Genomic DNA, 14,037 nt, shown 5'->3' with positions numbered 1-14,037 from the left:
GCGATCGACGGCATAGCCGTCGTGAATCAGGGGGGCAGGTCTACGGGGCCGCGCCCTCAACCGCAGCTTTCGTGCCCCGTCAGCCACAGCTTCAACCCAGATTTTTGCCCAATAACGCGTGATACAGCTCTGTATCTCCCAAAATGCCTACCACCTGCTGATTGTCGTGCAGCACCAGTTTGTTGCCGGTCTGGTAGCGAATCTGCAAGGCATCGCGCATCCCGATCCCTGCATCCACCAACGTAGGCCTGCGGCCCAGGCTTTCTACCGCTTGCCCCGGCGTCCAGCTCTGCAAGTCAGTCTGTTGTGCCGCGTGCACGGTGTTGCCTTCTGCCAGATCAATCCAGGAGTCATCCCCAGGATCAATGCACACCGAACCACTCACCCGTTTGCAGTTGCCTAACGGACGCATCAGGCTGCGCCCGCACAGCACGTTCAGCGGGTTGGTGTGCGCGACGAAGGTGCGCACATAGTCATCGGCCGGGTTGAGCACGATGTCTTCCGGCTTGCTGTATTGAACAATGCGCCCGTCCTTCATGATCGCGATGCGGCTGCCCAGTTTCAGCGCTTCATCCAGGTCATGGCTGACGAACACAATGGTCTTGTTCAGCTTGCGTTGCAGCGCCAGCAGTTCGTCTTGCAAGCCCTGACGGATCAGCGGGTCGAGGGCCGAGAACGGTTCATCCATCAGCAAAATATCGGCGTCCATCGCCAATGCCCGCGCCAGCCCAACACGCTGCTGCATGCCACCGCTCAGCTCATCGGGCTTTTTGTTGCGCCATTGGGTCAGCCCCACCAGTTCCAGTTTTTCGTCCACCAGCGTACGCCGCTCCTTTTCGGGGCGGCCCTGCATCTCGAGGCCGAAGCTGATGTTTTCGCGCACGGTCAGCCACGGCATCAAGGCGAATTTTTGAAACACCATAGCGATGCGCCGGGTGCGCATCATTTTCAGCTCGGCCGCCGTGCACGCAGCGATGTCGATCTGCTTGCCTTCATGCTCCACGTACAGATGGCCACGGCTCACCGTGTTCAGGCCGTTGATGCAGCGCAGCAAACTGGACTTGCCCGAGCCGGACAACCCCATCAATACGCAGATTTCGCCTTTGTCGATGTCCAGGCTGGCCTTTTCAACGCCCACAATCTGCCCGGTTTTTTTCAGGATCTGATCGCGGCTCATGCCTTGGTCCAACAGGGCAAGGGCCGCGCGCGGGTCTTTGGCAAAAATCACGTCGACGTTATCGAAACGGATAATGCTCATGCGTCAGCTCCTTTCTTGGCGTCCGGCTGCTTGCAGATCCGGTCGAGCATGATGGCCAACAACACAATCGCCAGCCCGGCTTCAAAGCCCAGGGCGATGTCGGCGGTGTTGAGCGCGTTGACCACCGGTTTGCCCAAGCCATCGGCGCCGACCAGAGCGGCGATCACCACCATCGACAACGACAACATGATGCACTGCGTGATGCCCGCCGCGATGCTGGGCATGGCGTGGGGCAGTTCGATGCGCGTGAGCAACTGACGCCGCGAGCAGCCAAAGGCTTTGCCTGCGTCGAGCAGCTCGTGCGGTACGTCACGGATGCCCAAATACGTCAGACGAATGGGCGCCGCAATGGCGAACACTACGGTTGAAATAAGCCCCGGTACCACCCCCAGCCCGAACAGGGTCAAGGTGGGGATCAGGTAAACGAAGGTTGGCACGGTCTGCATCAGGTCCAGCACCGGGCGCATGAAGGTGTAGAACATCGGTTTGTGCGCCGCGAGTATCCCCAGCGGCACGCCAATGATCACGCACACAAAGGTGGCAAACAGCACCTGAGCCAGGGTCTCCATGGTTTCTTGCCAATAACCCAGGTTCAAAATCAGCAGAAAAGAAAACGCCACAAACACCGTCAGCCCCCATTTGCGTTGAATGGCGTGGGCGAGCAGGGCGATCAAGCCGATAAACACAAAGGGGTTGAACCAGGTCAGCGCAAACGTCACGCCGTGGATCATCGTTTCCAGCGTCATTGCAATGGCATCGAACGTGCTGGCGCCGTGTTGCGTCAGCCATTCAACGAAGCCTGCAATGTACTGGCCTAAAGGGATTTTTTGATCGATCAGCATGGTAGTGAACATCCGCATGCAGGGGGAGTGAAACGGAGCCGCACGGGGGGGGCCGTACGGCGCCCGCAATTACTGCGCGAGGCTGGCTTTCACGGCCTCCAGACCCGGTTTGCCGTCAATCGTCGTCACGCCAGCCAGCCATGTGTCGAGTACCTGCGGGTGTTGTTTAAGCCAGGCTTTGGCCGCAACGTCGGGTTTGATTTTTTTGTCCAGCACCTCGCCCATCAGGCTGCTTTCCATGTCCAGGCTGAACACCAGGTTTTTCAGGAGCTGGCCCACGTTGCTGCATTGCTCGACGTAGCCTTTGCGGGTGTTGGTGTAGATGGTGGCTTGCCCGTAGTTGGGACCAAAGAAGTCATCGCCGCCAGTGAGGTATTTCATCTTGAAACGCGTGTTCATCGGGTGTGGCTCCCAGCCCAGAAACACCACGTCAGTGCCACGCCGCTGGGCGCGCTCCACTTGCGACAGCATCCCGGCCTCACTGGACTCCACCACTTTGAAGCCCGCGTCTTTCAAGCCGAATGCGTTCTTGTCGATCATGGTCTGGATCATGCGATTGCCATCGTTGCCCGGCTCAATGCCGTAGATTTTGCCGTCCAGTTCCTGTTTGAATTTGGGCAGGTCGGCAAAGTCTTTCAAACCCTTGTTATAGAGGGCTTCGGGCACGGCGAGGGTGTATTTGGCGTTCTCCAGATTCGCGCGCACGGTGTCGACGGTGCCAGCGTCACGGTAAGGCTTGATGTCGTTTTCCATGGTCGGCATCCAGTTGCCCAGAAACACGTCCATGTTCTTGCCATCGGCCAGCGACTTGTAGGTGACCGGTACGGAAATCATCGTGGTTTTGGTTTTGTAACCCAGGGCGTCCAGCAGGGTGCTGGCCACGGCGGTGGTCACGGTGATGTCGGTCCAGCCGACATCCGAAAAATTAACCGTGGCGCATTGCGCGGGTTCGGCTGCCTGGGTGATGACCGGCAGACTCAGCAGGGCAGCCAACAACACTGATCGGGAATGTCTCATGGGGCGACTCCTGGAGTTCGGTGGGCGGTTTTGGCGGGTAAAACCGTACGTATCAGTGGCGGTTGGACGATGCCGGGCCGACGGGCTGACCGAGCATCTTGCAATCGAGTCGAGACCGATCATGTAACAGTCAAAATCAAACGCCTACAGGGGGCGTCGCATCCAGTACAGGGAGGGTCGTATCTGATGCCGGAGAGGTCGTATCTGGAGATTTTCTGGGTCGATAGCCGGTTTTTGATGGGTCTGAACCGTCTTTAACCCCAGCACTTTTTAAGCGCACGCCGACCCTGTTTGGCGCATTTGTGCCTTTCGTGACACTTCATCTTGCCTTCGCTCCTACACGCTTCCCACAAGTGCTACCTATTTGCTCAACAGTGCCTGGCGACTCGCCAACGGCCTGTTTAAAGGGTCTTTGAACAGGGTTTTGCCATGACCCGCCCAGACACTTTGCGACGTCGTTTTCAGGATTTATTGAATGGCCATTCAAGTTTGGGCATGGCATTTGCGTTGTGATCTTAAAGCCCCCAGCCAAGCGGGCAATAACAAGAGCCTGCGCCTGGGCCATTCTCAGCATTGTATGAGGAGATACCGCGATGACGTCGTTCAACTCCGGGGCCCAACCCCAGAACCGTGCGCCTCAATCCATCGGCTTTTTGCTGCTGGATAATTTCACGCTCATTTCCCTGGCTTCCGCGATAGAACCCTTGCGCATGGCCAATCAATTGTCCGGCCGCGAGTTGTACCGCTGGAGCACCCTCAGTGCAGATGGCAGCCAGGTGTGGGCCAGTGACGGCTTGCAAGTGACCCCCGACGCCAGCATGCATAAGGCCCCGGCGCTGGACATGGTGATGGTGTGTGGCGGCATCGGCATTCAACGCACCGTCACCCGCGAGCATGTGTCGTGGCTGCAAACGCAGGCGCGCCAATCCCGGCGTTTGGGCGCGGTATGCACCGGCAGTTGGGCGCTGGCATACGCAGGTTTGCTCGACGGCTTTGATTGCAGCGTGCACTGGGAGTGCCTGGCGTCGATGCAGGAAGCCTTTCCGCGGGTGTCGATGAGCACGCGTTTATTCACCCTTGATCGCTGCCGCTTCACCAGCTCGGGCGGCACAGCCCCGCTGGACATGATGCTGCACCTGATCAGCCGCGATCATGGCCGCGAGTTGTCGGCAGCCATTTCAGAAATGTTTGTGTATGAGCGCATTCGTAACGAGCAAGACCATCAGCGCGTGCCGCTTAAGCACATGCTCGGCACCAACCAGCCCAAGTTGCAGGAAATCGTGGCGCTGATGGAGGCCAACCTCGAGGAACCCATCGACCTCGATGAGCTGGCGGTGTACGTCACCGTGTCGCGCCGTCAGCTGGAGCGGCTGTTCCAGAAATACCTGCACTGTTCGCCGTCGCGCTACTACCTCAAGCTGCGGCTGGTGCGAGCGCGGCAACTGCTCAAGCAAACGCCGATGTCGATTATAGAAGTGGCGGCGGTGTGCGGGTTCGTGTCCACCCCCCACTTCTCAAAATGCTACCGCGAGTATTTCGGCATACCGCCACGCGACGAGCGCGTGGGTTCCAACACTGCGCAACACACCCGCCTGGCGCCAATCGCGCAATCAGTGCTGTTAAGTCCGCTTGCGGGGCCGATGTCAGCGTTGAACCAGGCACGCAACGAGTCAACGTTTGCCAGCGTGAGGGTGTGACTCGGCACGATTGTGTGGGCGCGAGCCTGTTCGCGTGCAGGCACCTGTAGCATCCGACCCTCGTATAAAGCCACCGCAGTCCAGCTCGCGCCTACACGGCGGTGGCTAGCGGTGATGTGTCGATGGATGCTAAACATCGGGTCCGCCAAATAAGGATATTAGTGTGTTCTCAGAAAAATCAGGCCACGAGCGCAAGTACCAGTTCAAAAAACCGGGCGATACCAAGGAGCATGTCGAGGCGTTGTATGAAGAGCTAGCCAGCGGCGCTGAGAAAGATTCTGCCGTCATGCAAAAAACCCTTAAAGCCTATGTCCTTGAAATCGTCGAGCACCTGCGAGGCGCCAAGAACAAGACACGGGATGAGGTAGAGGAAAAAGAGGTGGAGTTTTGGCGGGCGCTGGTTCTATTGGGGGTTGCTGCTTTAGCCCTGATTGTTCTCGGTAATCAAGAGGCCAGCGGCTGGGCTTGGCTGGATAAAAAACGCTTTTCTTTCAAATTGACGGGCACCCTGCTGGCATTCATTTTTCTAATGATTCAGATCGAGCGAATGGCCTTTTTCAAAGTGCTGTGGGGGTATGGCTTCACCAAACTCATAGTGTCTATCGGTGCCTCAGCGTTGCTGGTTTTTTCTACAGGCAAGGCCGCCGGGGTTATCAATGGCGTTTTCGGGGTTGATTCAACCGCATTACCGCTGAGTTTGACGTTCATGACCGGGTTTATATTTTTCAAATACCTGTCTCCGTTCGTTTTCTTGATTGGTTTGCTGGCGTTGGTCCACGTCCTCATCATCGCGGTGTGGCTCAAGGCGTTCGCCAAAGGAGATATCCCGACCGGGCCTTTGGTGAGTTCGGCAGTCTTTTTTATTTTTTCGATTTTGGTCATGGGGTTTTATTGGGGGTGGGGAGGCACTCGTCTGAGTGACGAGCGCTTGCCAGAAGTCGCGTACAAATTGGCGCATATTCTGGACTTTAATAACCGGCATCTGTGCGCCAACATTCCTTCTGCCGATGCGGTGGTCTTTATTGGCTCCAGCCAGAATGTTGTGTTGATTGATCCTCACCCGGTGAGCATCGACAGCGTGCAGGCGTTCTTTGAACAAGACCTGACTATTCCCCCAGCGTTCGAGCGCCAGGCGTGCGCATTGCCCTCGGCACATTCAGCCCTTCTTTAGCAAGGCCGCACACGCGGCTTTATAAGCGTCATGTTGATACTTGTTCAACGACGCCGGCAGCTCGAATGCATGTTTCTTGAATTGCGCAGTCAGGGTTTGCGGTGACAGCAACTGCACCTCGCATTCATCGAGCAGTTGCAGGATGCCCTCGATCTTGAAGGTGGTGGGGCCACCGGCGAACTCGCCTTTTTTGCTGCGCTTTTTAATGGCGATGCGAGTGATGCCATTGGCCGCGACAAATGCTGCCACCTGAGCGGCGAAGGCTTTGACGTTCGCGGCGTCTTCATCGTCGTCGAGGGCGATTTTTTTGGTGCTGATGGTGACGTGCTCAAGGCCGGCCTGGCCTTGACGGGCCAAGGCGAAGATGGCTTCGCTGCCTTTAATGTCGATACCGCAAATAGTCATAAATCCCCAATCCGTCATTAGTGCGCTGATGCTGCGTAAATGAAGTGCGCCTGCGAACCTTATTGCTGCCCGATCGACTCTAAAAACTCCGACCGGTCATCGCTCACGGCAGCAATGCAGTCGTTTTGCGCAATGTTGAACGCCTCTGTCCCCGCCGTGGCCGGGAAGACCACCACCGAGCAATCGGCATCCCGCTGGTGCAACCACAGCGACTGGGCGGTTTTGATTTTGCTGGTGATGTTGTTGAGCTGGGTCGCGTTGCTGCCGTACAGCGAGGTCATGCGCGCTTGCAAGGCTTCGTAGTTTTCAGTCAACAACTGCTCGGCAGCGTTGCGGCTGTACACCGAACACGCGAGGGTTTGCTGGTCGTTTTCGACGGCATCACACGGGTTGAAGTCGGCATCATCGGCCGCGTATGCGCCGCTTGTGATCAACGCCAAGGCCAGGAGAATCGATTTCATTGCGGCTTCCTAATCCAGAGTTGGGACGGATTCTGGCTTAAGCGTGCATCAAAAGCCACGCAACATCGGCCAATTTCCTACCTGCTGAGCGCTTTGACCGTGCTTGACGCTTTCTGCAATCGCGCTGTCGCTTTTGCACCCGGCTGCTTTTAACCCCAAGCCTATGCTGGCCCAAAGCGCCGGCAGACGATTCGGCGCAGCATTCGCCATAAGGGGACGCCTGATGAGCCCAGCCGAGTTGCACGCCGACAGCATCGTTATCGACGGGCTGATCATTGCCAAATGGAACCGTGAACTGTTCGAAGACATGCGCAAGGGCGGCCTCACGGCGGCCAACTGCACAGTGTCGGTGTGGGAGGGGTTCCAGGCCACCATCAATAACATCGTCGCCAGCCAAACCCTGATGCGTGAAAACAGTGACCTGGTGCTCCCGGTCAAGACCACGGCAGACATTCGCCGCGCCAAGGAGCAGGGCAAGACGGGGATCATCCTGGGCTTTCAAAATGCCCATGCATTCGAGGACCAGTTGGGCTACATCGACATCTTCAAGCAGCTTGGCGTGGGGGTGGTGCAGCTGTGCTACAACACGCAAAACCTGGTGGGCACCGGCTGTTACGAGCGTGATGGCGGGTTGTCGGGGTTTGGCCACGAAGTAGTGGCTGAAATGAACCGTGTGGGGATCATGTGCGACCTGTCGCACGTAGGCGCTAAAACCTCCGAAGAAGTCATTTTGACGTCGAAAAAACCGGTCTGTTATTCGCACTGTTTGCCCTCGGGCCTCAAAGAGCACCCGCGCAATAAATCCGACGCCGAGCTTAGATTCATCGCCGAGCATGGCGGTTTTGTGGGCGTGACCATGTTCGCGCCGTTTCTGGCCAAAGGCATTGACGCCACCATTGACGACTACGCCGAGGCCATCGAATACACCATGAACCTGGTGGGCGAAGACGCCATCGGCATTGGCACCGACTTCACCCAGGGCCACGATCAGGCGTTTTTCGACATGCTGACCCACGACAAAGGCTATGCCCGGCGTCTGACCCGTTTCGGCACGATCATCAACCCGCTGGGCATTCGCACCGTGGGTGAGTTCCCCAACCTCACTGAAACGCTGCTCAAACGCGGCCACAGCGAACGCGTGGTGCGCAAAATCATGGGTGAAAACTGGGTCAACGTGCTCAAAGAGGTGTGGGGCGAGTAGCGGCACGGCCCGCAGCATTGAGCTTGTAGTCGCTGGCGAAGGCTGCGACAGGGATCGGATGGCCTTCGAGCAAGCGAGCGTTTCTCAGACCTTCGCAGCCTTCGGCAGCGACTACGCAGTGACTTATTTTTTAGAGGTATGCCCAATGGCAAAAATCGCCCCGCAATTGCCCATCGAAGTCGACAGTGAAACCGGCGTCTGGACCTCTGACGCGTTGCCGATGCTGTATGTGCCGCGGCATTTTTTCGTTAATAACCACATGGGCATTGAAGCCGTAATCGGCGCGCAGGCCTACGCCGACATCCTCTACAAAGCGGGCTACAAATCGGCCTGGCACTGGTGCGAAAAAGAAGCCGAGTGCCACGGTCTTGAAGGGGGCGCGGTGTTTGAGCACTACATGAAACGCCTGTCGCAACGTGGCTGGGGCCTGTTTCACATTCAGGACATTGACCTGGACGCCGGTACGGCCACGGTCAAGCTCGAACACTCCTGTTTTGTCTACGTGTACGGCAAGGTCGGGCGCAAGGTCGACTACATGTTCACTGGCTGGTTCGCGGGGGCCATCGATCAGATTTTGAGCGCGCGCGGCAGTCAAATCCGCACCGTGGCGCAGCAGGTGTACAGCGCATCGGAAGAGGGCCACGAGCACGGCCTGTTTAGCGTCAAGCCGTTGTAAAACGAGGAGCGGGATATGGCGTTCGAAGCGATGTTTGAGCCGATTCAAATCGGCAAGTTGACCATCCGCAACCGTGTGCTCAGCACGGCCCACGCCGAGGTGTACGCCACCGACGGTGGCATGACCACCGAGCGCTACGTGCGGTATTACGAAGAAAAGGCCAAAGGCGGCATTGGCCTGGCCATCTGTGGCGGCTCATCAGTGGTGGCCATCGACAGCCCGCAAGAGTGGTGGAGTTCGGTCAACCTCAGCACCGACCGCATCATCCCGCACTTTCAGAACCTGGCCGATGCGATGCACAAGCACGGCGCCAAAATCATGATCCAAATTACCCACATGGGGCGTCGCTCACGTTGGGACGGGTTCAACTGGCCCACCTTGATGTCGCCCTCGGGCGTACGCGAGCCGGTGCACCGCGCCACCTGCAAAACCATCGAGCCTGAAGAGATCTGGCGCATCATCGGCAACTACGCCAGTGCCGCAGGCCGGGCCAAGGCGGGGGGGCTGGACGGGGTGGAACTGTCGGCAGTGCATCAGCACATGATCGACCAGTTCTGGAGCCCACGGGTTAACAAGCGCACGGATGAGTGGGGCGGCAGTTTTGAAAACCGCATGCGTTTTGGCCTCGAAGTGCTTAAAGCGGTGCGCGCGCAGGTCGGCCCGGACTTCTGCGTGGGCATTCGCCTGTGTGGTGACGAATTTCACCCCGATGGCTTGAGCCACGAAGACATGAAGCAGATTGCCAAGTACTACGACGACACCGGCATGCTCGACTTCATTGGCGTGGTTGGCTCGGGGTGCGACACGCATAACACACTGGCCAACGTGATCCCGAACATGAGCTACCCGCCGGAGCCGTTTCTGCACTTGGCAGCCGGTATTAAAGAAGTGGTCAAGGCGCCGGTGTTGCACGCGCAAAACATCAAAGACCCGACGCAAGCCACGCGCATTCTTGAGGGCGGGTACGTGGACATGGTGGGCATGACCCGCGCGCACATTGCCGACCCGCATTTGATCGCGAAAATCAAAATGGGCCAGGTCGATCAGATCAAACAATGCGTGGGCGCCAATTACTGCATCGACCGTCAATATCAGGGGCTGGACGTGTTGTGCATCCAAAACGCTGCCACCTCGCGCGAATACATGGGGGTGCCGCACCTGATTCAGAAGTCCATTGGGCCAACGCGCAAAGTGGTGGTCGTGGGCGCAGGCCCGGCAGGCATGGAAGCGGCGCGAGTGGCGGCCGAGCGCGGGCATGACGTGACCCTGTTCGAGAAGCGTGAGGCCATTGGCGGGCAAATCAGCCTGGCAGCCAAAGCCCCGCAGCGTGACCAGATGGCCGGTATCACCCGCTGGTTTCAGTTGGAGCTGGCGCGCCTGAAGGTTGATTTACGTGTGGGCGTGGCGGCCGATACGGCCACGATTCTCGACTTGCGGCCTGACATCGTGGTGCTGGCAGTGGGCGGGCATGCCTATATCGAACAGAACGAACACTGGGGCGCAGCGCAGGGGTTGGTGGTCAGCAGTTGGGACGTGCTCGACGGCAAGGTTGCGCCCGGTAAAAACGTGCTGGTGTACGACACCATTTGCGAGTTTACCGGCATGTCGGTGGCGGACTTCATGGCCGACAAAGGCGCGCAGGTCGAAATTGTCACCGACGACACCAAGCCGGGCGTGGCAATTGGCGGCACGTCTTTCCCCACGTACTACCGCAGCCTGTACCCCAAAGACGTGATCATGACCGGCGACATGATGCTGGAGAAGGTCTACCGCGAGGGCGACAAGCTGATTGCGGTGTTGGAGAACGAATACACTGGGGCCAAGGAAGAACGCGTGGTGGACCAGGTGGTGGTGGAAAACGGCGTGCGCCCGGACGAAGCCTTGTATTACGCGCTCAAGCCTGACTCGCGCAACAAAGGGCAGATCGACGTTGAAGCGTTGTTCGCGATCCAGCCACAGCCATGCCTGAGTGGGGCGGGGGATGGGTATTTATTGTTCCGCATCGGTGACTGTGTGGCGCAACGCAACGTGCACGCGGCGATCTATGACGCGCTGCGGCTGTGCAAGGACTTTTGAGGTCACACATAACCATTGTTGCCGGGAGCCATCCATGCTGAACGTTCTGCTTCCCGTCCTGATCTTCGCCGCGCTGGGGCTGGCCTTCATCGGCGCCATTCGCCGCCTGCGCCTGTGGCGCCAGGGCCGCCCTGCCAAGGTTGACCTGCTCGGCGGCCTGCTGGCCATGCCCCGCCGCTACATGGTCGACCTGCACCACGTCGTCGCGCGCGATAAATACATGGCCAACACCCATGTCGCTACCGCTGGCGGCTTTGTCCTGGCCGCGCTGTTGGCGATTCTGGTTCACGGGCTGGGGGTGCATCAGCGCCTCCTTGGCTATGCCTTGCTGTGCGCCACGCTGCTGATGTTTATCGGCGCCGTGTGTGTGTTCATGCGCCGTGTGAACCCGCCCAGTCGCCTGTCAAAAGGCCCGTGGATGCGCCTGCCCAAAAGCCTGTTGGTGTTTGCCGCCAGTTTTTTCATGCTGACCCTGCCCGTGGCAGGCCTGCTACCGCAAGGTACTGGCGGCTGGCTGCTGGCCACGCTGTTAAGCGTTGGCGTGGCCTGGGGGGTGGCTGAGTTGTTTTTCGGCATGACGTGGGGCGGCCCCATGAAACATGCCTTTGCAGGGGCGCTGCATCTGGCCTGGCACCGCCGCCCCGAACGCTTTGGCGGCGGGCGTTGCACCGGTCTGAAAGCGCTGGACCTGAGCGATCGCAGCGCGCCACTGGGGGTAGAAAAACCCAAAGACTTCACCTGGAACCAACTGCTGGGCTTTGACGCCTGCGTGCAATGCGGCAAGTGCGAAGCCGCGTGCCCGGCCTTTGCGGCGGGCCAGCCGTTAAACCCGAAAAAACTGATTCAGGACATGGTGGTCGGGCTTGCAGGCGGTACCGATGCGCACTTCGCTGGCAGCCCTTACCCCGGCAAACCGCTTGGCGCACATGGCGGCAACGCGCATCAACCCATCGTCAATGGCCTGGTTGACGCTGATACGTTATGGGCCTGTACCACCTGCCGTGCCTGTGTCGAAGAATGCCCGATGATGATTGAACACGTTGACGCCATCGTCGACATGCGCCGCTTCCTCACGTTGGAAAAAGGCGCGACGCCCAACACCGGCGCGCAGGTGCTGGACAACCTGATCGCCACCGACAACCCCGGCGGTTTCGCCCCCGGTGGACGCATGCACTGGGCGGCCGACCTGAACCTGGACCTGATGCGCGACAAGCCGTCGGTGGACGTGTTGTTTTGGGTCGGCGATGGCGCGTTCGATATGCGCAACCAACGCACCCTGCGCGCCTTTGTCAAAGTGCTGCAAGCGGCCGGGGTCGATTTTGCCGTGTTGGGGCTGGAGGAGCGCGACACGGGCGATGTGGCCCGACGCCTGGGTGATGAAGCAACGTTCCAGGCCCTGGCCAGGCGCAACATTCAGACGCTGGCGCAGTACACCTTTACACGCATCGTCACCTGCGACCCGCACAGCTTGCATGTGTTGAAAAACGAATACCCAGCCTTTGGTGGTGACTACCGGGTGCAGCATCACAGCACCTGTATGGCCGAGTTGATTGAGGCCGGATTACTCACCCTCGCGCCCGATAGCGGGGGCCGCGTCACCTACCACGACCCGTGTTATCTGGGCCGTTACAACGGCGAATATGAAGCGCCGCGGTCGGTGCTGCGCGCCCTGGGGCTTGAGGTCATCGAGATGCAGCGCTCGGGGTTGCGCTCCCGTTGTTGCGGTGGCGGTGGCGGTGCGCCGATTACCGACATTCCCGGCAAGCAACGTATCCCTGATATGCGCATGGCTGACATCCGCGAAACCGGCGCTGAGCGGGTGGCTGTCGGATGCCCGCAATGCACCGCCATGCTTGAAGGTGTGGTTGAACCCCGGCCGTTGGTCAAAGACCTCGCGGAGCTGGTGGCGGATGCCTTGATTGACGCACCCAACCGTCTCAAACCGTTGAAAAGAGCAGCGCCTGAGGTGATCGCATGAGTGACTTGATCCGCCGCGATCCGCGTGCCGAGTGGATTGCCCGCAACCGCCTGCACCCACTGCATGGTGCTTCGCAGCCCGTTTTGCAGCGTTGGATGGGGCCGAGCGGTGTCCTGCGCAAAAACGTGCACGGTGTCGGTTTCATTGGCCCCAATGGCCTTAAACGCATTGATCGCAGCGGTGCGCAGCAAGGGGGCGCCCGTGGGCGCACAGCCCGCGCTGAGGTGCAATTGCCGCTGCATCAGGTGGCGTCGCCTGCGTTCTACATCGCTGTGGTGCCGGACATGGTGGGCGGTCGTTTGAGCAGCCATGACCGTGATGTGCTCGGGTTGGCGCACCAGTTGGCAGGCAGCGAGGGCGCGGTGTTGGCGGTGGTGTTGGGTGAACACAAAGACACGACGCTGAGTACGGCGGGGGTTGACCGCGTGTTGGTGCTCGACAACCACGGTTATGCACCGGAGCGCCAGATGCTGGCCCTACGGGCTGTGGATAACCAATTTGCTCCGCGCCATTGGTTGTTCCCCGACAGCCGGGACGCGGGTGCCGAGCGCGGTCGGCGTTTTGCCGCCCGTGTCGGCGAGCGGCCTGCCACGCGGGTGTGGCAAATCCGCGAGGGTCGCTGCATCGGGCGCGCGGGTGCGGGCTTGCACGACGTGGAGCAAGCCCTTCCCCGGCTGATTCTGGCCGCTGCCGAATGCGCCGAGCCTGTGAGCGAAACCCGGCATGAGGTGCAAGCGGTTGAGTTATCCACAGCCGTTACCGTGTGCCTGGCGCGGATTGAAGACATGGGCGCTGTCGAGGTCGACCCGTCCGCGATTGTGATGGCCGAAGCGCCTTTTATCCTCAGCGGCGGCAACGGGGTGAAAGACTGGGGGCTTTTCCACAGGGCGGCGCTCGCGTTGGGCGCAACAGAAGGCGCCTCGCGTGTGGCGGTGGACGACGGTTTTATGGGCCGTGAGCGGCAGGTGGGCGCCAGTGGTACGTGGGTCACGGCGCGGGTTTACGTGGCGGTCGGTATCAGTGGCGCGATCCAGCACCTGCAAGGGATTGCTGCGTGCGACAAGGTGGTGGCGATCAACCTCGACCCGGCCTGCGACATGGTTAAGCGTGCGGACTTGTCGGTGGTGGGTGACAGTGCGGCGGTTCTTGAAGCCTTGATTGCGGCTGTGGATAAGTGGCGCCGGGGTGTTAAACGTGATGCAGCTTAATGACGCCCTCACCCCAACGCCATCCCGGTGGGAGAGGGTTGGGGTGA

At 59.4% G+C, this 14,037-nt stretch carries 12 protein-coding genes; 7 read left to right on the top strand and 5 right to left on the bottom strand.

Features of this window, described 5'->3' with window-relative positions; all coding sequences use genetic code 11:
* Window positions 1–91: 91 nt before the first annotated feature.
* The 3 genes from choV to AP059_RS11570 form a co-directional block, all read right to left on the bottom strand.
* Window positions 92–1,258: a choline ABC transporter ATP-binding protein gene (choV, locus tag AP059_RS11580; protein WP_059765379.1), complete on the bottom strand. Its 1,167-nt coding sequence runs from the start codon at window positions 1,256–1,258 to the stop codon at window positions 92–94.
* Window positions 1,255–2,100, bottom strand: coding sequence for a choline ABC transporter permease subunit (choW, locus tag AP059_RS11575; RefSeq protein WP_048364157.1), 846 nt, complete (start codon window positions 2,098–2,100; stop codon window positions 1,255–1,257). Before choW ends, choV begins: the two co-directional genes overlap by 4 nt.
* A gap of 69 nt (window positions 2,101–2,169) precedes the next feature.
* Window positions 2,170–3,117 (bottom strand): choline ABC transporter substrate-binding protein, encoded by a 948-nt coding sequence (locus AP059_RS11570; protein WP_059765376.1) that lies wholly within the window; start codon window positions 3,115–3,117, stop codon window positions 2,170–2,172.
* 593 nt (window positions 3,118–3,710) lie between these two features.
* Here AP059_RS11570 and AP059_RS11565 point away from each other — a divergent pair.
* Complete coding sequence (locus tag AP059_RS11565) at window positions 3,711–4,814, top strand: GlxA family transcriptional regulator (RefSeq protein ID WP_059765374.1); 1,104 nt, start codon at window positions 3,711–3,713, stop codon at window positions 4,812–4,814.
* 163 nt (window positions 4,815–4,977) lie between these two features.
* A complete protein-coding gene (locus AP059_RS11560) occupies window positions 4,978–5,985 on the top strand; it encodes a hypothetical protein (RefSeq protein WP_059765372.1) in 1,008 nt (335 codons plus the stop codon).
* Here the strand turns inward: AP059_RS11560 and AP059_RS11555 are convergent.
* Both AP059_RS11555 and AP059_RS11550 read right to left on the bottom strand, forming a co-directional pair.
* Window positions 5,971–6,390 carry a DUF3010 family protein gene (locus AP059_RS11555; RefSeq protein WP_048402198.1) on the bottom strand — a complete coding sequence of 140 codons (420 nt, stop codon included), beginning with the start codon at window positions 6,388–6,390 and terminating at the stop codon, window positions 5,971–5,973. The two genes, AP059_RS11560 and AP059_RS11555, sit on opposite strands and share 15 nt — an antisense overlap.
* A gap of 59 nt (window positions 6,391–6,449) precedes the next feature.
* Window positions 6,450–6,851, bottom strand: a complete 402-nt coding sequence (locus AP059_RS11550) for a lysozyme inhibitor LprI family protein (RefSeq protein WP_048364162.1) — start codon at window positions 6,849–6,851, stop codon at window positions 6,450–6,452.
* A gap of 223 nt (window positions 6,852–7,074) precedes the next feature.
* Here AP059_RS11550 and AP059_RS11545 point away from each other — a divergent pair, with 223 nt between their 5' ends.
* The 5 genes from AP059_RS11545 to etfA all read left to right on the top strand — a co-directional run bounded on the left by AP059_RS11545 (window position 7,075) and on the right by etfA (window position 13,990).
* Complete coding sequence (locus tag AP059_RS11545; RefSeq protein ID WP_059765369.1) at window positions 7,075–8,052, top strand: dipeptidase; 978 nt, start codon at window positions 7,075–7,077, stop codon at window positions 8,050–8,052.
* A 145-nt stretch (window positions 8,053–8,197) separates the two neighbouring features.
* Window positions 8,198–8,728, top strand: coding sequence for a DUF5943 domain-containing protein (locus tag AP059_RS11540; RefSeq protein WP_059766189.1), 531 nt, complete (start codon window positions 8,198–8,200; stop codon window positions 8,726–8,728).
* Between the two features lie 15 nt (window positions 8,729–8,743).
* The gene (dgcA, locus tag AP059_RS11535) at window positions 8,744–10,804 is read left to right on the top strand and encodes a dimethylglycine demethylation protein DgcA (protein ID WP_059765367.1); all 2,061 of its coding nucleotides are present in this window, start codon (window positions 8,744–8,746) and stop codon (window positions 10,802–10,804) included.
* 34 nt (window positions 10,805–10,838) lie between these two features.
* Window positions 10,839–12,782, top strand: coding sequence for a dimethylglycine demethylation protein DgcB (gene dgcB, locus AP059_RS11530; RefSeq protein WP_059765365.1), 1,944 nt, complete (start codon window positions 10,839–10,841; stop codon window positions 12,780–12,782).
* Complete coding sequence (gene etfA, locus AP059_RS11525; RefSeq protein WP_059765362.1) at window positions 12,779–13,990, top strand: electron transfer flavoprotein subunit alpha; 1,212 nt, start codon at window positions 12,779–12,781, stop codon at window positions 13,988–13,990. Before dgcB ends, etfA begins: the two co-directional genes overlap by 4 nt.
* Window positions 13,991–14,037 lie beyond the last annotated feature (47 nt).

The organism is Pseudomonas sp. TAA207 (assembly GCF_001529285.1).
Taxonomy (GTDB): domain Bacteria; phylum Pseudomonadota; class Gammaproteobacteria; order Pseudomonadales; family Pseudomonadaceae; genus Aquipseudomonas; species Aquipseudomonas weihenstephanensis.
This window is presented reverse-complemented; position numbering and strand designations above follow the sequence as displayed.